The 18,712-nt window shown below is 66.6% G+C and carries 17 protein-coding genes; 6 read left to right on the top strand and 11 right to left on the bottom strand.

The features are described from left to right. Window positions 1-150: 150 nt before the first annotated feature. Window positions 151-1,665 carry an MFS transporter gene (locus CR919_RS06040; protein ID WP_243379938.1) on the bottom strand — a complete coding sequence of 505 codons (1,515 nt, stop codon included), beginning with the start codon at window positions 1,663-1,665 and terminating at the stop codon, window positions 151-153. Between the two features lie 105 nt (window positions 1,666-1,770). Between CR919_RS06040 and CR919_RS06035 the strand changes: the two genes are divergently transcribed. Beyond that, window positions 1,771-2,667 carry a LysR substrate-binding domain-containing protein gene (locus CR919_RS06035; protein WP_099819241.1) on the top strand — a complete coding sequence of 299 codons (897 nt, stop codon included), beginning with the start codon at window positions 1,771-1,773 and terminating at the stop codon, window positions 2,665-2,667. A 464-nt stretch (window positions 2,668-3,131) separates the two neighbouring features. On the opposite strand, the gene CR919_RS06030 is transcribed toward CR919_RS06035, so the two are convergent. The 3 genes from CR919_RS06030 to CR919_RS06020 form a co-directional block, all read right to left on the bottom strand. Then, complete coding sequence (locus CR919_RS06030; protein WP_099819240.1) at window positions 3,132-4,019, bottom strand: LysR family transcriptional regulator; 888 nt, start codon at window positions 4,017-4,019, stop codon at window positions 3,132-3,134. Between the two features lie 39 nt (window positions 4,020-4,058). Beyond that, on the bottom strand, window positions 4,059-4,940 hold the full coding sequence (locus CR919_RS06025) for an SDR family oxidoreductase (protein ID WP_099819239.1): 882 nt from the start codon (window positions 4,938-4,940) through the stop codon (window positions 4,059-4,061). Between the two features lie 96 nt (window positions 4,941-5,036). Then, on the bottom strand, window positions 5,037-5,900 hold the full coding sequence (locus CR919_RS06020) for a DMT family transporter (RefSeq protein ID WP_099819238.1): 864 nt from the start codon (window positions 5,898-5,900) through the stop codon (window positions 5,037-5,039). A gap of 133 nt (window positions 5,901-6,033) precedes the next feature. Between CR919_RS06020 and CR919_RS06015 the strand changes: the two genes are divergently transcribed. Together CR919_RS06015 and CR919_RS06010 are read left to right on the top strand one after the other, a co-directional pair. After that, the gene (locus CR919_RS06015; RefSeq protein WP_099819237.1) at window positions 6,034-7,413 is read left to right on the top strand and encodes a PLP-dependent aminotransferase family protein; all 1,380 of its coding nucleotides are present in this window, start codon (window positions 6,034-6,036) and stop codon (window positions 7,411-7,413) included. Window positions 7,414-7,495: 82 nt separating this feature from the next. Further along, complete coding sequence (locus CR919_RS06010; RefSeq protein WP_133119591.1) at window positions 7,496-8,197, top strand: hypothetical protein; 702 nt, start codon at window positions 7,496-7,498, stop codon at window positions 8,195-8,197. A gap of 11 nt (window positions 8,198-8,208) precedes the next feature. Here CR919_RS06010 and CR919_RS06005 read toward each other — a convergent pair whose 3' ends face one another. Further along, window positions 8,209-8,682: a hypothetical protein gene (locus CR919_RS06005; RefSeq protein ID WP_133119590.1), complete on the bottom strand. Its 474-nt coding sequence runs from the start codon at window positions 8,680-8,682 to the stop codon at window positions 8,209-8,211. Window positions 8,683-8,799: 117 nt separating this feature from the next. Here CR919_RS06005 and CR919_RS06000 point away from each other — a divergent pair, with 117 nt between their 5' ends. After that, complete coding sequence (locus tag CR919_RS06000; RefSeq protein WP_099819234.1) at window positions 8,800-9,483, top strand: class I SAM-dependent methyltransferase; 684 nt, start codon at window positions 8,800-8,802, stop codon at window positions 9,481-9,483. Between the two features lie 15 nt (window positions 9,484-9,498). Here the strand turns inward: CR919_RS06000 and smqnr are convergent, their stop codons facing one another. From smqnr to CR919_RS05970, 6 genes are all read right to left on the bottom strand, one after another. After that, entirely contained in the window at window positions 9,499-10,146 is a 648-nt protein-coding gene (gene smqnr, locus CR919_RS05995) for a SmQnr family pentapeptide repeat protein (protein ID WP_099819233.1), read from the bottom strand. A gap of 214 nt (window positions 10,147-10,360) precedes the next feature. Then, the gene (locus tag CR919_RS05990) at window positions 10,361-11,914 is read right to left on the bottom strand and encodes a PepSY-associated TM helix domain-containing protein (protein ID WP_099819232.1); all 1,554 of its coding nucleotides are present in this window, start codon (window positions 11,912-11,914) and stop codon (window positions 10,361-10,363) included. A gap of 11 nt (window positions 11,915-11,925) precedes the next feature. Further along, the gene (locus tag CR919_RS05985; RefSeq protein ID WP_099819231.1) at window positions 11,926-14,064 is read right to left on the bottom strand and encodes a TonB-dependent receptor; all 2,139 of its coding nucleotides are present in this window, start codon (window positions 14,062-14,064) and stop codon (window positions 11,926-11,928) included. Between the two features lie 120 nt (window positions 14,065-14,184). Continuing rightward, a complete protein-coding gene (locus CR919_RS05980) occupies window positions 14,185-14,571 on the bottom strand; it encodes a DUF2946 family protein (RefSeq protein ID WP_099819230.1) in 387 nt (128 codons plus the stop codon). Between the two features lie 226 nt (window positions 14,572-14,797). Beyond that, window positions 14,798-15,052: a hypothetical protein gene (locus tag CR919_RS05975; protein ID WP_099819229.1), complete on the bottom strand. Its 255-nt coding sequence runs from the start codon at window positions 15,050-15,052 to the stop codon at window positions 14,798-14,800. 11 nt (window positions 15,053-15,063) lie between these two features. Further along, complete coding sequence (locus CR919_RS05970) at window positions 15,064-15,288, bottom strand: hypothetical protein (RefSeq protein ID WP_089239225.1); 225 nt, start codon at window positions 15,286-15,288, stop codon at window positions 15,064-15,066. Between the two features lie 487 nt (window positions 15,289-15,775). Here CR919_RS05970 and CR919_RS05965 point away from each other — a divergent pair, with 487 nt between their 5' ends. Together CR919_RS05965 and CR919_RS05955 are read left to right on the top strand one after the other, a co-directional pair. Further along, window positions 15,776-18,112 carry a VapE domain-containing protein gene (locus CR919_RS05965; RefSeq protein WP_099819228.1) on the top strand — a complete coding sequence of 779 codons (2,337 nt, stop codon included), beginning with the start codon at window positions 15,776-15,778 and terminating at the stop codon, window positions 18,110-18,112. 346 nt (window positions 18,113-18,458) lie between these two features. Continuing rightward, a complete protein-coding gene (locus CR919_RS05955; RefSeq protein WP_099819227.1) occupies window positions 18,459-18,686 on the top strand; it encodes a hypothetical protein in 228 nt (75 codons plus the stop codon). Window positions 18,687-18,712 lie beyond the last annotated feature (26 nt).

The raw sequence follows: 18,712 nt of genomic DNA, 5'->3' as shown, positions 1-18,712 counted from the left end.
CTCACCGTCACTGCGGCTTTCACGCGCAACGAAGCTGAAGTCAGCGCAGCAACATTGGAAGTGGGCGAACACCTGAATGACGAGCTGCCACACCTTGCCGCGCCTTCGGCGATTGTTTCGCCGGCTCCCCCCGTGCGGTCACCGCCACCATCAGCTACCGGCTCCGGGCACGGCAACGGCCGTTGAGCGCCGCAGCAGCACATGCAGCAGCAGGGCGCTGCCGGCTGTCAGCGCTGACAGCATGTGCAGCAGTTGCGCCAGCGCCTCGCCGCTGGCGCGCTGCAACTGCAGGGCCGTTGCTCCGGGCAGCAGCGGTTGGGCCGAATGCAACGCACCGGTAGCCAGATAGGCCGCCGCCCTGCCCAGTGCTGGAGCAGATGTGCCCTGCAGGCGGTGGCCGATGAGCGTCGCCAGCAATGCGGTCACTGCCGCCAGTGCGATGCCCTCGCCCGCTACCCGCACCGTGCCGAAGATCCCCGCCGCCATGCCCGCGCGTTGCACCGGCACCACACTGACCGACAACCCGTCCATCAACCCCCAGGGCAATGCGGTGCCTGCACCGATCAGCAGCAGCGGCGGTATCCATTGCGCAGGCAGCGGATGTACCGCCTGCCGCGACAGCAGATACAGCCCCAACGCGCAGAGCAGCAACCCAGCCACGCACAGGCGCGTGCTTCCCATCCGGCCGGCCCAGCGCGCGGCCAGCAGTGGCAGCACCAGCATCGGCGCGGACAGCGCCAGCATCTGCACGCCGACGGTGGCGACGCCCTGGCCATGCACGCCCAGCAGCTGCAGCGGCAGCAGCACCAGCAGCACCACGTAGCCGAAGCAGGTTGCCACCGGCAGCAGCTGCACACCGACGAATGCCCGCTGCGCGAACAGCGAAAGATCCAGCAACGGCGCCGGCTGCCTGCGCTCGATCAGTACGAACGATGCCGCCAGCAGCACGGTCGCCAGCGATGCCCACCGTACCCGCGCTGCGGGCAGGCCGAATTCGCCCAACCACAACAGCGCCAGGGTCAGCATGCTCAGCGTCAGGCTGAAAGCCAGCATGCCCGGCACGTCCAGCCGCCCGGCCTGCCCGCGGCTCTCTGGCAGCACGCGCACTGCCAGCATGCATGCCAGCAGAGCCAGCACACCACCGGCGGCAAACACGCTTCGCCAACCCATCGCCTCGAGCAGCGCGCCCGCAAGCAGCGGCCCCAGCGCCAGGCCGGCGCCAAAGGTGGTGCCCAGCAGGGCAAACGCACGCATACGGGCCTGGCCGTGCCACGCCTGCGCCAGCGCCGCGCTGCCCGATGCCAATGCCGCGGCAGCGCCCACGCCTTGCAGACCGCGCGCCAGGTCCAGCCAGAACAGATCCGGCGCCATGCAGACGAAGAACGTCGCCAACGCGAAACTGCCGCTGCCCAGCAGGAACAGCCGGCGTCGCCCATAGCGGTCCGCCAGTCCCCCTGCCGCCAGCAGCAGGCTGCCGAAGCTGAGCATGAAGGCATTGGTCACCCAGGCCAACGAAGCGGGCGAGCTGGCCAACTGGATGGCCAGCACCGGCACCGCTACCGCGCCGGCCGAGAACGACAACGGCAACGCGAGCGCCGCCAGGCACACCGACACCAGGGCCCAACGCCCTTGCACGGGCCGGGAATCCATCAAGAAACGGGCCATCGGGGCCTCCTGCAATCGGGGCATTGATGATGAACAGGCCGCGATCGGGTAAAAACCGGCTCACAGGCGTTTGATTACGGCCAGATGTTCCGCAATCATCCCGCCATGGATTCCATTTCCGCACTACTGGCTTTCGTCCGCACCGCCGAGGCCGGCAGCATTGTCGGTGCCGCGCGCGTACTGGGCCTGTCCGCTTCGGCGGTGGGCAAGCGGATCGCCCGCCTGGAACAGGACCTGGGTACGCGACTGTTCCACCGCACCACGCGGCGCATGCACCTCACCGACGAAGGCGACCTGCTGCTGCAGCGCTGCCGCCGTGCATTGGATGAACTGTCCGAGGCCCAGGCCGACCTTGCGCAGCGTCAACTCGCTCCCCGCGGGCTGCTGCGGATTGGCCTGCCCACCATCGGCTACCGTTTTCTGCTGCCGGTGCTGCCCGGCTTCCAGCAGCGCTACCCGCAGGTGCAGTTGGAACTTGATTTCAATGACCGCCTGGTCGATGTCGTCAGCGAAGGACTGGATGCGGTGATACGCAGCGGTGAACTGGCCGACTCCAGCCTGATGTCTCGGCGCCTCGGCAGCTTCCACTTCGTGCTGTGCGCAGCGCCGGTCTACCTGCGAACACACGGCTGGCCACAGTCGCTGCCGGAACTGCGTACGCTGCAGGCGGTGCGTTTCCGCTTCCCGACCACCGGCATGCTGCAACCCTGGAGCCTGCCCGGCGTCGATGGCGACGCCGGCGCCGCTCTGACTACAGCAATGACCTGCAACAACATGGAAGCGCTGCTGGCCGCTGCAATCGGCGCCATGGGCGTCGCCTGGATGCCCGACTTCCTGGCGGCCGAAGCACTGGCCGATGGCCGGTTGCAGCAGGTGTTGCCGATGATGGAGCCGCAGCGCGGGCAATTCTCACTGCTCTGGCCCGGCAATCGTCACCCCAGCGCCCGCCTGCGGGTGTTCATCGATTACGTGGCCGACCATCTGTTCGCCCGTCCTTGTTGAGCAGACAGATGCACCGCCCGCCGCCGCTCCCCATGCACGACGCGCATTGCCACCCCCGAGGCAAGCGCGATCAACGCATTCGTGCCTGACCACGCACAGGCGGCGGGCGATGCGGGTTGGCGTACCGGACAACTCTGGGACTGACCGGCGGATCATGGTGATCCCCACACATCGCCCACCACGGACAGCGGGTCACGTGATCGGCAGGCGCCATCCGTGCGCCTGCCGATCACGTGCCAGAGTTGATTGTGGGACGCCAATCCCAGCCGGCCGATGATGGCCGACGGGGACATGCTGGTCGTTGCCGCCGAGGCGGTATGTAGGAGTTACCCGCGCCCGTGCCTCAGGCTTGCTGCAGGCGCGATTCCCCAGCGCTGAACTGCGAGCCGAATCACATTCCAGAGGCGCGCACGACGTGGGCCAACTCCCTTCCCGCGCCTGCAGCAGGGATACTCAACCGGCAATCACGACACTGCCGGTTGTGCAGCCATCGCCAGGAAATTCTGCAGCACCGGCGTAGGCGATTCCGGGCGCATGCAGAACTGCAGTTCGAACGCCGCATTGCCTCCGTCCAGCGGTCGATAGACGATTTCTTCGGGACGGAACCCGCTCATGCTGGCCGGCACGATTGCCACGCCCGCTTCCACGGCCACCAGCGACAACACCGCGTGCATGCCCTGCGCTTCCTGCACGACCCGTGGCGTGAAGCCGGCAGCCGTACACAGGCCCAGTACCTGTGCATGGAAGCCGACACCTTCGGCCGATGGCCATGAAACGAAAGGCTCGTCCATCAGGTCTGCGACGTCCAGCCGTTGCCGTGCGACCAGCCGATGCGCGCGCGGCAGGGCAATGGCCAGTCGATCATGGTCGAACGCCTGCAGATGCAGTTCTGCGGAAATGATCGGTGGAATCAGGATACCCAGGTCGATGCGCCCCTCGCGCAGCCACTGTTGCTGCTGCCGCGAGGTGGCTTCGTGCAGATGCAGCTGCACCTGCGCAAACGCATGGCGGAACTGGCGGATCAGTGCCGGCAGGCGCCCATACAGTGCGCTGCCGACGTAGCCTACGCGCAGGCTGCCGGTCTGCCCTGCCGCCGATTCGCGCGTGCGCTGCAGCGCCTGTTCGGCCTGTTGCAGCGTCGCGCGCGCCTCCACCAGCAGCGTCTGCCCCGCCGCGGTCAGGCCCAGCGTACGGTTGCCACGCACGATCAAGCCCGTGCCCACTTCGTCTTCCAGGCGCCGCATCGCCGCCGTCAATGGCGGCTGCGACATGTGCAGGCGCGCAGCGGCGCGATGGAAGTGCAGTTCTTCGGCCACCGCCACGAACTGGCGGAGCAGGCGCAGATCGATCATTTCATCGCAGGCAGGTGGAGACCCGCCTAGGGTACGCGCTCAGCCGCGCGCGTCGACACTCGGCCGTGCAATGACCGGCCACTGCAGCGCCACCGATTCGATGCTGTCGGCGGCCACGGCGCGCAGGTCGCGTGGATAGTCCACGTTCTCTGCTTCCTGCAGCCGCAGTGCATGGAACTGGCCATTGCTGGCACGCAGAATCCAGCCACCCTGCCGGCAGCGCGTGGAAACCAGGAAGGCAACACCGGTAGCCACGGCATCGGGATGCAGTTCATCCGGCTCCCCGTCGATGCCCCACATGCGGGTCTTGGCCACCGGCGATACCGCGTTGACCACGATGCCGTGCTCGGCGCCTTCCAACGCCAGCACATTGACCAGCCCCTGTGCGGCCAGCTTGGCCATCGCGTAGCCACACAGGCCGCGCTGCGCATACTGCGGGTACAGCGCGCGATCGGAGGTGGTCAGCACGATGCGGCCGCCGCCGGCAGCACGCATCGCCGGCCATGCCGCCTGTGCCAGCCACAGCGGTGTCTTCGCGGCCAGGCACAGCATCTGCTCCAGCGCATCATCCTCCACCGCTTCGATAGCGGCGTAGGCCACCCAGCCGGCGTTGTGGATGATGAAGTCCAGGCGACCATGGCGCTGCAGAATGTCCTGCACGAGCGCATGGCAACCGCTGCGCTGGTTGATGGGGCCGCTGGCGGCCTCGACCGGCAGGCTCTGGGCACGCAGTGCCGCCACCGCCGTGGCGATGCGCTGCGGATCGGCGCCCGTGCCATCCGTTGCAGCGCCCACGTCATGCATCACTACATGCGCGCCACGCTGGGCGAGCAGGCGGCTGTAGGCCAGGCCCAGGCCACCGGCGGCACCGGTCACCAGGCCCACCTGGCCTTCGAACGAGATACTGGAATTGGGTTTCATCCGGCCAGCATCGGCGAGCGCCATCGTCCTCGGCCAATACTGTTTGCACACCCGCGTGATACGCCAACGGTATCGCGCGGCGATGGCGCTGCGCGGTCAGCGGCTGAAGCGACGGGCTCCGGCCACGCAGATCACCGCCGCCACGGTCACCAGCAGCATGCCCGCGCTGACGGTCTCGTGCAGCAACATTGCCGCCAGTGCCAGGCCGAAGAACGGCTGCAGCAGCTGCAGCTGGCCGACTGCGGCGATGCCGCCCTGGGCCAGACCGCGATACCAGAACAGAAACCCGATCAGCATGCTGAACACCGCCACATACCCCAGCGCCCACCATGCAGAAGCAGCGACCGCCGTGAACGAGACCGGGCGCATCGCCACCATCAGCGGCAGCATGACCGGCAATGCCAGCAGCAGTGCCCAGCTGATCACCTGCCAACCGCCAAGATGTCGGGCAAGGCGGCCGCCCTCTGCATAGCCGAGCCCGCACACCACGATTGCCGCCAGCATCAGCAGATCGGCCTGCAACGAGGCCTCGATGCCGTTGCGTGCGGCGTAGCCGACCACGCAGGCACTGCCCAGCAGCGAGAACACCCAGAATGCCGGCCGTGGCCGGTCGCCGCCGCGCAGGACGCCGAACACCGCCGTGCTCAGCGGCAGCAGGCCGAGGAACACGATGGTGTGTGCCGACGAGGCGTGGCGCAGGGCGAGCGCGGTCAGCAACGGAAAGCCCACCACCACGCCCAGGCTGACCAGCGCCAGGCCTGGCAGATCGCTTCTGACCGGGCGCGGCTGGCGCAATGCCAGCAGCAGCACCAGCCCCAGCAACGCGGCGATGCTGGCGCGTGCGGCGGTCACGAAGCTGGCGTCCAGCTCCATCACCGCCAGACGGGTGGCCGGCAATGAGCCGGCGAAGATCACCACACCGATGAAGCCATTGATCCACCCGCTTGCCGACCGTTCCACACCCTGCTCCAGAAGTGCCGGGCAATGGCCGGCTGTGCCCGTCATTGGGCCACCGGGCATCGGCGATACACAGCTACAATCCAGTACAGTCACAAGTAACTGTACTGCCCACAATCCCCTTACAGTCACGCGCATGTCCCGACCGCCCAGCCGCATCGACAGCGTCATCCACGCCGTCCGCTCCCGCATCAGCTCGCGCCTGGATGGCCCGGGCAGCCGCCTGCCTTCGGTGCGCGCGCAGGCGGCGACGATGGGCGTTTCCGTGTCCACCGTGGTCGAGGCCTACGAACGTCTGGCGGCAGAAGGCGTGATCGCCGCGCGCGCCGGCTCCGGCTTCTACGTGGCTGGCCCGGCAGCGCCGCTGGCACTGGCCGAGATGGAGCCGCGCCTGGATCGCGCGGTGGACCCGCTGTGGGTGTCGCGGCAATCGCTGGAAACCCCGTCCGGCCACCTCAAGCCGGGCTGCGGCTGGATGCCCAGCGACTGGCTGTACCACGATGGCCTGCGCCGTGGCCTGCGCCGCATGGCGCGCGCCGACGCCGCGCACCTGGTCGACTACGCGGGGCCGCTCGGCCTGCCGGCATTGCGACAGACGCTGCAGCGACGCGCGGCCACGCTGGGCATCGAAGCATCGATGGAGCAGTTGCTGCTGGCCGAATCGGGGACGCACGCGATCGACCTGATCTGCCGCTTCCTGCTGAAGCCCGGCGACTGCGTGCTGGTCGACGACCCCAGCTATTTCAATTACCACGCGATGTTGAAGGCCCATCAGGTGCAGGCCATCGGCATACCGTACACACATACCGGGCCGGATCTGCAGGTGTTTGCCAGCGCGCTGCAGGAATACGTGCCGCGCCTGTACATCACCAACGCCGGGCTGCACAACCCGACGGGCGCGGTGCTGTCGGCGACCACCGCGCATCGCCTGCTGGGCCTGGCCGACCGCAGCGAACTGATCATCATCGAGGATGACATCTTCGCCGACTTCGAGCTGCGCCCGGCGCCGCGGCTGGCGGCGCTGGATGGACTGTCGCGGGTGATCCATGTCGGCAGTTTCTCCAAGGCCATCTCGGCGGCATCGCGCTGCGGCTACATCGCCGCACGCCCTGACTGGATCGAGGCACTGACCGATCTGAAGCTGGCCACCAGCTTCGGCGGTGGGCACCTGGCCGCGCACCTCATGCAGATCGCACTGACCGACAGCGGCTACCGACGGCACATGCAGGCGGTGCGCACGCGCCTGGCCGATGCGCGCAAGCACACGCTGCGGCAGGTGCAGAAGCTGGGCATCACACCATGGCTGCAACCGGAAGCAGGACTGTTCCTGTGGTGCCAGCTGCCCGATGGCCGCGATGCATCGGCAGTGGCACGGCAGTGCCTGCGCGAGGGCATGGTGCTGGCGCCCGGCAATGCCTTCAGCCAGTCGCAGCGCGCTGCCGACTACGTGCGCTTCAATGTGTCGCAGTGCCAGGACCCGAAGATCTGGCAGGTACTTGGGAAGGCGCTGCAATAGAACAGCTGGAGCATTACAGTGCGTTATCCTGCCGGCCATCCAAGCAAGGAGCGCCCGCATGCGTCGATGGATCGGCATCGCCTTGGCCTGCAGCCTGACCGGTGGCTGCATCACGTTCGGGCCCCGCGACGGCTCGCTGCAGGTCATTGGCTATGCACCCACGGACGGGAACTGCCAACTGCAGATCACCGCGCCGGGGGCATCCAACGCGGATGCCGCGCCGGTGCAGGGGTATTTTCAACGGCAGCTGATGGTTCATTCCAGCAGGCCCGGTCGCGTCGCGCTGCTGTGCAATGGCAGGCTGCAGGCCGAACGCAACTTCCGTTACGGCCGCGACGTGAGGTTCGGCGAGGTTCTACCGCTCCTTGTTTTCGAGCGCAGCGCGCTCGATCTGGGCGGCAGCACACCGGTGGCACGCATACGTGCTTTCCAGTCCGATTTTCTGGACTGGAACAATGCCTCGCTTGCAGAGGTGACAGAACATGGCTCGTCACACGGACTGGCGTTGGCCAGTGCGACGTACGCAACGCTGGTGGAGCACTACGCCTTGCCTGGCACCCCGCGCAACGTCATGCAACGGCCCAGCGTTGAGTCACCGCATGATCCGGCACTGGAACAGGTAATGGCCGTGCAGATCCTCGGCGACGCAGCGTCGATACGTACCGCACAACAGCGCCGCTCCAGCGTCCTCATCCATGAGTACCGGCTGCAACGCGTGCAGGATGACTGGCGATTGACCGGCCTGTATCGACTGGAAGCAGACGGAATGAAGCCGGCGCTCTGAATACCTCGGACTCAATCGGCGAGGTAGGTCTCTGCGGGAATGTCCAGCAGCTCTGGACCTGAAAGCGTCGCGCCCTGCAGATCGGCGCCGGCGCTCAAGGCATTGTCGATCGCATTGAGCAGCGAACTCCGCTGGCAGATCGCCTTGAACGCAGCGCGCGGGCCTTCGTGGTACATGGCCAGGGCGCGCTGCAGGCCATCGACGAATACCGGTTCGCGCTCGAGCAGCAGTTCATGCCGCTCACCCTGCGCGTCAGAGGCGGTGAATGTACGCGGCAGCAGCACACCCAGTTCCATGTGCCCGATCAGGGCCATGGCGAATGCTTCAGGCAGCCACACCAACAGGCGGCGCATCTGCCCGTGTTCGCTGCCGAGCGCGAGCAGTGCCTGCTCGGCGTGCTCCTCATCCACGTCCTCGCGTCCAAGCAATGTCAGTGCGAGTTCGAAGGCTTCCGCCAATGGCATCGGGGGCGTGCGAGGGTTCATTCGCGATCTCTGGAATACAGGCAGGCGCAGACCTTAAGCAAAGGCGGGCATCCCTGCAATCGACACTTGCGCAGCGCGGTAAAGTGGATGCTCGCCATTGCTGCAGGAATGCTTCCGATGTCCTTCTCCGATCCCCACGCCGTCGCCCGCTACGCCGACGGCCCGCTGCGGCAGGTACCGGGTTTCCTCGGACTGCAGCAGATGACCCACCTGCTGCTGGCCGAACATGTGCCCGACGATGGCCAGGTGCTGGTGCTCGGCGCAGGTGGCGGCCTGGAGCTCAAGGCCTTCGCCGAAGCGCACCCGCATTGGCGGATGCTCGGTATCGACCCGGCCGCACCCATGCTCGCGCTGGCCGAACAGACCCTGGGGCCATTGATGGCACAGGTCACGCTGCTGGAAGGCTACATCGACGATGCCCCGCACACCGTCTTCGACGGCGCCACCTGCCTGCTGACCCTGCATTTCCTCACCGTTGAACAGCGCCTGCACACCCTGCACGAACTGCGGCAACGGCTGCGGCCGGGTGCGCCGCTGGTGGTCGCCCACCACAGCGTGCCGCAGGATGCGGCCGGCAAGCATCGCTGGCTGCAACGCTACGCCGCATTCGGCGAGGCCTCCGGTATTCCACGTGCCGATGCGCAACGCGCAGCCGCCGCGATCGCCGAGCGCCTGCCGCTGCTGTCGCCCGAGCAGGAAGTGGCGTTGCTGCAGGAGGCCGGATTCGACAACGTGGAATTGTTCTACGCCGGCTTCAGCTTCAAGGGCTGGGTGGCCCATGCGCCGACCGCGCCGGCATAGCGCCGCCACGCACGCTCATGGCACCACGGTGATGCCGATCCGCTGCATCAGCAGCGCGACCTGCTGCACATCGAGCGTGGCGCCACGCAGGTTGGTGCTGCGCACATCCAGCTCGCCCAGTTCGGAGTTGGTCAGGTCGCAATCGGTGAAGTTGGCCGTGTTCCAGTCGATGCCATCGAACTGGCCGCCGGACAGGTCCGATCCGGCGAAACTGGCGCCGCTGATGTTGGCCCCGTCCCAACGGTTTTCCCACAGCTCGCACTTCTCCAGCGTAACTCGCGAGAAGTTGGCATAGCGCAGGTTGGTCTTCTTGATGAAGGCGCTGCAGAACCAGCTGCGCGTGGTGATCTGGTTCATGAAACTGGCGTTGCTGAAATCGGCGCCCTGCGCGCGGCACTCGCTGATTTCCAGCCCCAGCGCCTTGATGAAGTTGAAGTTGCACATGCTGATGTCGCACTGGCGGAAGCTGGCTTCCTTCAACGTGGCGCCACTGAAACGGCACCCGGTGCGGGTGTCGGCGTCGTAGAAGCCGCAGTTCACGAACTCGGTGGCGGTGAGGTCCGCGCCGGAAAAGTCGCACTCATGGAACTGCTGGTCGACCACCTTCTGGCCGGTGAACTGATCGACGCCAATGCGCAGCTTGTGGTGAACGGTGGAGGACATGCGGGATTCCGTGCCGGGTGCCTCGCCATGATGCCGCGTCCGGCCGGGCGGCGGTAGAGCGTGGCCATCGCGGTTCATGGCTGCTGCAGTCGGGATGTGTACAGCGCCAAGGCGGGCTCTCCAGCGGTCCGGCCCGATCGGCAACTGCACGCCTTCATGCACCCGAGCGCGGCTGACGTCCTTGTCATGCCATGGACGGCGCGGGCGTACGCCATCAGAGGCGAGGCAGATCCCTGCGACTGCGCTCAGAGAACGGAGCATGCCAATGGCGCTTGCGCCGGAGTGTCATCCGCAAGCGCCGATAGCCGATGACGGTCGCCGTCGCACACAGCGCGGTACCTGCCAGGCTGAGCAACAGCAGCACGACCAGGCGGCTGTTCGGCTGCCGCAGCAGCGCGGGCAGATCCCAGCTGTGCAGGAAGGAAAACAGCCAGCGCCCAACCCGCTCGCGCCTGCCCATCGTCAACAGCGGATCGCCGGTAGCCAGGTCGACATAGACGCGGGTAGCCTCAGCATCATCGAAGTCGGCCACCGCCACCGGAAAGCGACGTACCGCGGCGCCATTCATCGCCTCCGCAGCGCGCGGGTAGAAGTAGGCATCGGGCGCCTGCAGAATGGTGAATCTGCGCAGGCGTGCGTCGGACATCGCCTCTACCCTGCCCTGCAACCAGTCTGCACCGAATGCAGTGGACACCTGCAGTGCGCCGTCACGCTCCGTGACCACGCGTGAATCGGCATTGCCATCCAGGACTACCGCGAACAAGTCACCGCCGATCCGTCGCCACTGGATCTCCACCGGCGCGAACTGCGGTGTGTGCACTGCAGCCAGTACCGCCGCCGGTTGCGCGATAGCGCCTGTATCCGCCGGCGCTTCCCCCTGATAGCGCGCAACGTCGAGCGAAGCGCGTGCGCTGCTGAAGACCCCCAAGGGATTCATCGACATCAATCCACTGAAGATCCAGGTGAACACGAATGCGCTCGCCATCAACCCGATCAGGTGATGCCAGCGCATCCACGGTTCCTGGTACGGCGTCTTCGACCCTGACCGGTACTTCCCGCGAAACCGCCAGCGCCAGATGCCGACCACGATCCCACTGATCGCGGCCAGCGTGCACAGCGCCGACAGCACGATCACCGTCCAGGTCCACACCGGATCCACCGACTGCATGCGCAGGACGTACAGCCAGTGCAGCCACGCACCCACATAGTTCCAGCGCTGCTGCAGGCGGGGTGCATCCAGCACCACCTCGCCGGTACGTGAGGACACGTAGACATCACCGGGCTGTGCACCACCGACGCCGACACGGTACAGCGGCCGATGCGGATCAAGGCCGCGCGAATGCGTCCAGCGATCCTCGTCCAGCGGCATGGCACCAACGAAAGCCGGCCCACCGGCGAACTGCGCGGCGGAGACTTCGGCCAGCTGCGCCGATACTGGCGGCAATGCCTGACCGGTAAGCGCCGACCACGCGCCCATGTTCGCCCCGGAGCGCACCACGTAGGCGGGCTCGCCACGCAGCGTCGTCAACACGATCCGCTCAGGCTCCTGTCGCACCGCATCCGGCAGCACGGAAAGTGCCTGCCAGCCGCGCGCATCAGCCAGTGTGGGCAGCGCGGCCAAGCGTTCTCCCGGCGTCAGCTTCGGGTAACCGATGAACAGCATCACCATGCCGCTGACGAACCACAGCACCATCAGCAGGCACCCACCGATGCCGAGCCAACGGTGCACCAGGTAGGTCCAGCGCTTGGCAGTGGAGCGCAGCGACATGGCGGCCGTCCTCAGAAGCGATGGTCGAAGGTGAATTCGACGCGCCGGTCGGCGCCCAGCAGCCACTGCGTACTGGTGTAGTAGGCCGTGGCGTAGTACGCCTTGTCGAACACGTTGAACACGCGTGCGGTCACCCGTGTACGCGGCGCTGCCTGCCAGGTCAGTGCCAGATCGGTGGTGGTGTAGCCCGGCAGCTGCAGCGTGTTGGCGTTGTCGGCATAGCGCTTGCCCACGTAGCGCACGCCGCTGGCCACGCTCCAGTCGGGCAGGAACTGCCAGCTCAACCAGACGTTGGCCAGGCGCTCGGCCACGTTCGGCGGCACGTTGCCATCACGCGAGACGATCACCGCCGGCGTGCCGGTAGCTTCCAGGAAGTCCTCGAACTCGGCCTTGAGCAGGGTCGCGTTGGCATCCAGCGACCACTGCGGCGCGAAGGCCCAGTTCAACGAGGCTTCGATTCCCTTCGAGGCCTGTGCACCCACCTGCACGCGACGGTCCGGTTGCAACGGGTCGCGGCTGAGCAGCCCGGTCTTGCGGATGCGATAGGCCGCCAGCGTCCATTCGCCCCCATCGAAGGCCTGCTTCATGCCGACCTCGATCTGCTTGCCCTTGGCCAGATCGAACACGCCGTTGGCCGGGCTGATCATCAACAGCCCACTGACCGGGTCTGCCGCCTGCGAGTACTGCGCATAGAGGGTCATCGACGGCTGTATTGCGAACACCGTGCCCGCTCGCCAGCCGGTGCTGCTGTAGGTCTTCGAGAACGACCGCTGGCCGCTGACCAGATCATTGCGGTCTATCGTGGCGCGATCGTGGCGCAAGCCAGCAAGCACCGACCAGCGCTCGCTCAGTTCCAGCCGGTCCTCCAGGAACAACGCGACCTGCTCGGCGCTGTTGCGGTAGCGCGGCAGGTTGGGTGCATCGCTGACGAACCCGCCGGGCACCGGGTTGAAGGGATCCACCGGCCCCGAGCTGCCCGCATAGGTGTTGTTGGTGTGCTTGAAATGCGCACGGTTGGCATCGAGGCCGACGGCGAAACTGTTGGGCAGACCACCCGCATTTCCCAGCAGGCGCAGCGTGGAAGTGAGGCCGGTCTGGTCCTGGTTGTGGGTGATCTGGGTGTTGCCGGAGCGGTCGATCAGGCCGGTGCGCTCGTTGTAGACATAGGCCTCGGCGTTGCGCCAGTCGCGCTGGCTGTCGATCTGGTAGACGCGCGTGCGCCATTCCACGTTCTCGCTAGGCGTCCACAGCGCATCAAGCTGGGTCCAACGGTCGCGGAAACGGATCACGCTGTCGACCACGTTGTAGTTCTCGTGCCGCAGTGCATCCAGCTGCCGCCCATCGATCAACGGCGTACCGAAGTAGCGCATCGGCTTCTGGTAGCCCTGCGCATGGGTCAGCGTGAACTGCAGATCCGCCCCTAGCTGCCACAGCAACGCACCGGAAAACGTGGCATCGCCGTTGCGGCCGCGGTCGACCCACCCGCTGCTGTAGTTGCCGCTGACGTCCACGCGGTAGGCCAGCGCCGGCGTGAGCGCACCGCCACTGCCGAATCCGAGTCGCGCGGTGTCTTCGCTGCCCAGGGTGACGCTTACCTCGTTCTCGACGGCACCGCGCGAAGGCTTCTTCGGCACGATGTTGACCACGCCGCCGATGGCACCATCACCATGGATGACCGATGCCGGCCCGCGCAGCACTTCGATGCGCTCGATCGACCAGGTATCGAACGGAAAGGTGACGCCCACGCCGCCGTACTGGCGCAGGCCATCGTACAGGCGCATCACCGAGGCGCCATCGGTGAAGCCACGGCTGGACAGCGCACTCAGGCCGTTGCCCGGATGGGGAAGTGCACTGATCGCACCGGCGCGGGTGATCGCGTCGTTGAGAGTGGAATCACCGCGCTGCTCCAGTTGCGCGCGCGAAATCACGGTCAGGCTTGCCGGGGTCTGCAGCACGCTCAGGCCGAGGGCCGAACCAGTGCTCGCGGTGGAGGACAGCGAACCGCTGCGGGTATCCACCACGCGGACGGTATCCAGGGTGGTCGGCGATACGGCATCTGCGGCAAGCGCAGGCGTTGCCTGCAGGAAGGATGCGCACAGCGCAGTCAGCGTCGCCCAGCGCAGGGCGACGAGGTTGGAGTGTTTTTTCATTTTTTCACGGCATGCGGTACTGCCCCGTCCAGCGGGACAGCAGGAAGAAGAACGCACGCAGTAGTGCCAGGCCATGCCTGGCAGCTCCATGGGAATCGACTACGTTGCTGCGTGCGCGGCTCAGCCAGCGAATGCCGCCGGTGGCCCACGCGCTCCCAGCGTGCCGCAGATCCGCTGCGGCAAGGTCTGCACCGCACCACGCAGCGCGCGGCACACCGGTGCCAGCGGCATCATCAACAGCAGCGCCGCCACCAGCAGGGTGATCAGCCGTGCGGCAATCAGGCAGTAGTCGCAGTCCACGCCCATCTCGTGGTCGGCGTGTGGATCGGCCGGCGGCTTCGGTGCCGCTTCGCCATGCTGCATTGCCATCGCGTGGTGGTCGTGGTGCCCTTCCATCGCGTGCTGCGCGTGCAGGGTGTGGTCCATGACCGCCACCGGTGCAGCAACAGCAACGTGCGCATGCGCCAGCCAGCGGCTCACCAGCGGGGCAAGCAGCACCAGCAGCATGGCAAGCCATGCCAGGGTCTGGAACCGGCGGTGGAGAACGGAGCGACGCACGCGGCCATTCTACGGGGGTGTGGCCAACCTTGGACCATGTTCAGGGTTGCTGGTGCGGACCTGCGACATCGTGACGCAGGGGCCCCCTGCAGATCCACACCATGCGCGGATATCCGCCGGAGGGGACGGAGGAGCGACCGATGTGACAGCCCCCTTCCGTCCCCTGGCGGCAACGTTAGAACCGCGCCGGTTGCTGCACAGCGCGTTCCAGGAACATGACGCCCGCCTGCAGGCTGTTGCGGGCGTTCTCCAACCAGCGCTCCGGATCGGCTACCGCGAATCGCTCCTGTGCATCCACATCCCCGGAGTCAGCCAGGTCGGCCAGCTGCAGATGGATGTGGTGCTCCACCAGGCTCATCAATACAGCGAGCTCGGCCGATACCACGGCGATGCGTTCGGTGAAGCCAGCGTCGTTGCTGTTCAGAGACATGTCCCCTGTTCCTATGCGTTGCGGTGTTGATGGATGGCTTCGAAACGCTCGGCGCAGGCAGGCCCACAGAACAGCCTGGCCGGATCGTTTTCGAAGTCTTCGCTGCAGTCCGGGTTGTGGCACTCCCCAGTGGGTGTGAGAGGGGCAACGTTGCTGGCCCGCACTGCGTGCTGGGCCAAGGCGCGTTGCAGGTGGCGCGCTTCCAGTTCCTGCGCTTCGTCGATGGTGTCCGTCATGCCAGTCGTATTTTATCGGGAGGTGGTCGCACCGATTGAGAACGTCGCGACGATCATGCGCGGCATGCGCGCGGCGTCGGACAGGCGTATTTCATCGGGTTCGTTTTCAGGCATGCGGACTCCTTGTGCATGGCGCCCGGGGCGGGCAATGAGAGAGAGCGAAGGGCCGTGTCGAACGGCACCGCCATCATCGGAAAATGCGTTCTCGCCGGCTGCGACGCATCGTCGCAATGACCGCGATCTGCGACTGACATCGCAGATCCCTCGCGGACAAACAGACGCTGCAAGGCCAGGGATGCAAGGTGTCAAAAGGTGTTGCAAAAGCAAGTTCATTCCGACACCATGACGGCGTCACCACCTTCCATCACCCACTGACCACGTTGCGTCGGGCAGCCGCCGCATGTCCCGCGTACTGCGGGCAGCAGACAGCACCATGGCCGCAACCGGCCGCGGTGAACCGAACCATGCTTCAAGGGGGCCCCGCCGAATGCAGACACCGCACCCAGTGCAGGACATCGTTCCGGCATTCCTGCAGGCCATGCACGCGCACGGCATCGTGCCTGATGCGCGTGGCCGCGATGCACTCAATGCGGACGGCACGCTGGTGCGCTTCCACGTCGAGGGGGATCGGCGCGGCACCCGCAATGGCTGGGCCGTGCTGTTCGGCGACGACGTGCCGGCCGGCGAGTTCGGCAGCTGGCGTACCGGCCTGCGCCATGGGTGGTGCGCGAAGTCGCCAACCTCGTTGACCGCCGCCGAGCAGCGTGCGATCCGGCAGCGCCAGGAAGCGGCCCGCGCCGACCGGGAAAGACTGCAGCGCGAGCGCGAGGACGCGGCAGCCAAGGCGGCCAATGTCCTGTGGAGCCGTGCCGTGCCTGCCGATGCCAGCCATCCGTATCTTGTGCGCAAGGGCATCCAGCCGCACGGGCTGCGCGTGGCGGCGTGGCCGGTGCGCAACGGCGATGGCCTGGTGTTCCGGCACATCGACAACGCACTGCTGGTGCCGGTGATGAATGCAACAGGCCGCATCGTCTCGCTGCAGGCGATCTTTCCACGCATGGATCTGGCGCTTGGTCGCGACAAGGACTTCCTGGCTGGCGGCCGCAAACAGGGCTGCTTCCATGTGCTCGGCAAGCCGCTGTCCAGCCAGCCCATCGCCATCGCCGAGGGCTATGCCACCGCGGAGTCCATCCATCAGGCGACCGGCTGGTGCGTGGTGGTGGCCTGGGACGCCGGCAACCTGGCCTCGGTCGCCCGTGCATGGCGAACCGCCATGCCCGAGGCAAGCTTCGTGATCTGTGCCGACAACGACCAATGGACCCGGCAGCCGCTGGACAATCCCGGCGTCACCCAGGCAACGCATGCCGCTGCGGACATCGACGCACGCGTGGTGTGGCCCGAGTTCGCCGTTCTGCACGACGAGGATGACCGCCCCACCGACTTCAACGATCTGCATCTGCGCGAAGGATTGGAAGTTCTGCGTGCGCAGTTGATGCCCGCTGCTGCCGCCACCGGGGATGAAGCCGCCACAGAGGATGACGCACCGGCAACGGCCGCCGCGCGCTATCTGGTGCCTGGCAATCTCTCCGCCTTTGACACCTTTACCCCGTTCCCCGACTGCAGCGCGCGTGGCCGACCATTGCCGACCGCACGCAATCTGGCCGAACTGTGCCGACGCACCGGCGTGACCGTGCGCTACAACGTCATCCGCAAGGATCTGGAAATCCTCGTCCCCGGCCTGCAGACCACGGTGGACAACGCCAAGGAGGTCGCCGCCGGCGAGGTGATGGACTGCATGCATCGCGCCGGCATGGCCATCGCCAGCTTCGAGACCAACCTGTGCCAGGTGGCCGAAGCCAATCCATACAACCCGGTCGCCAGCTGGATCAGCTCGCGGCCATGGGATGGGCAATCACGCCTGCAGGCGTTCTTCGATACGGTGCAGGAAGCCCAGCCCACTCGCATGGCCGACGGCCGCATCCTGAAGGAGATCCTGATGCGACGCTGGTTGATCTCCGGCGTTGCCGCCGCCTTCGAGCCCGATGGCGTGGTCGCCCGCGGCGTACTGACCTTCGTGTCGAAGCAGAACCTGGGCAAGACGCGCTGGGCGCGGCAGCTGGCGCCGGCCGAGCTGCAGCTGATCGCCGATGGCGTGGTGCTCGATCCCGCCAACAAGGACAGCGTCAAGCAGGTCATCTCCAAATGGATCGTCGAGCTGGGCGAGGTCGATGCCACGTTCCGCCGCACCGATATCGCCGCGTTGAAATCGTTCATCTCCCGCAGCCATGATGAGATCCGGCGCCCCTATGCGCGCACCGAATCACGCTACGCGCGGCGCACGATCCTGTTTGCCAGTGTCAACGACGAACGCTTCCTGCGCGATGCCACCGGCAACACACGCTGGTGGACCGTGCACGCGGTGGCGCTGGGCGAACCGGCACGGATCGACATGCAGCAGGTCTGGGCCGAGGCCCATGCGCTGTATTGCAGCGGCGAAACCTGGCATCTGGCCAGCGATGAGCTGGACGCGCTGAACGGCACCAACAGCGAACACGAACCGATCTCGCCGATTGCCGAGCTGATCGACCGTCACTTCGACTGGTCATTGCCCGCCGAGCGCCGGAGCACGCCCTATCGTGCTACCGAAATCGCCATTGCAGTGGGCATCGACAAGCCCAATCGGCGTGACGTCAACGAGGCAGCAGCCTACGTGGTCAAGCGCCATGGCGTGCGTACCAGGCTGATCGGCAAGGAACGGGCGAAGGTGTGGCTGATGCCACCGCGCAGCCGCAGCATCGCCGAGCACGCAGCCGGACCGTTCTGATGCCGCGAACCCACGACGGACGTGATGTCTGCAGCGGCAGTGTCGAGTGGCGTTTGGACTGCGAGGCACGGCATTTGCTGGGGCTGGACGGCTACCACTGCATCGATGCGCGCGGACGCAGGATCAGGATCGGTCCGCGCCGACACCGCCAGCAGTACCTCCAGCGCGTGCAGGTGGCACGCGGCCATGCCGAGCGCGATCGGCTGGCAGCGGCCGCGCTGCGGCTATGGGACGCAACAGCCCCGCGCGTCGAAGATTGGATGCAAGTAGATGAAAGGTGTTGACTGAAGAGGCAGGCAAAGGCAAGATACCGGCAACGGCCACGCCACCTCCCAGGAGCCCAGCCATGCCTCGCGCCCGCCTGCACGCCTTTGAAGGCGAACAGTTGACCGTGCAGCAGATCCATCAACGCGTACCCGTTCTGTCGCAACGGACCATCCGCGACCACCTCGCCGCCGGCCGCCGCACGTCCACGGCGATGCTGTGCTTCGACCCCATCGCCGCCGCAGCACGCGGTGGCCGCATCACCCAGCGCATCCTGCGCGCCCGCAGCAGCACCGGCAGCGATTGTTGACTGCCGCCGCACCTGTGCATTCCCCC

Source organism: Stenotrophomonas sp. LMG 10879 (assembly GCF_002750935.1).
Taxonomy (GTDB): domain Bacteria; phylum Pseudomonadota; class Gammaproteobacteria; order Xanthomonadales; family Xanthomonadaceae; genus Stenotrophomonas; species Stenotrophomonas lactitubi_B.
This window is presented reverse-complemented; position numbering and strand designations above follow the sequence as displayed.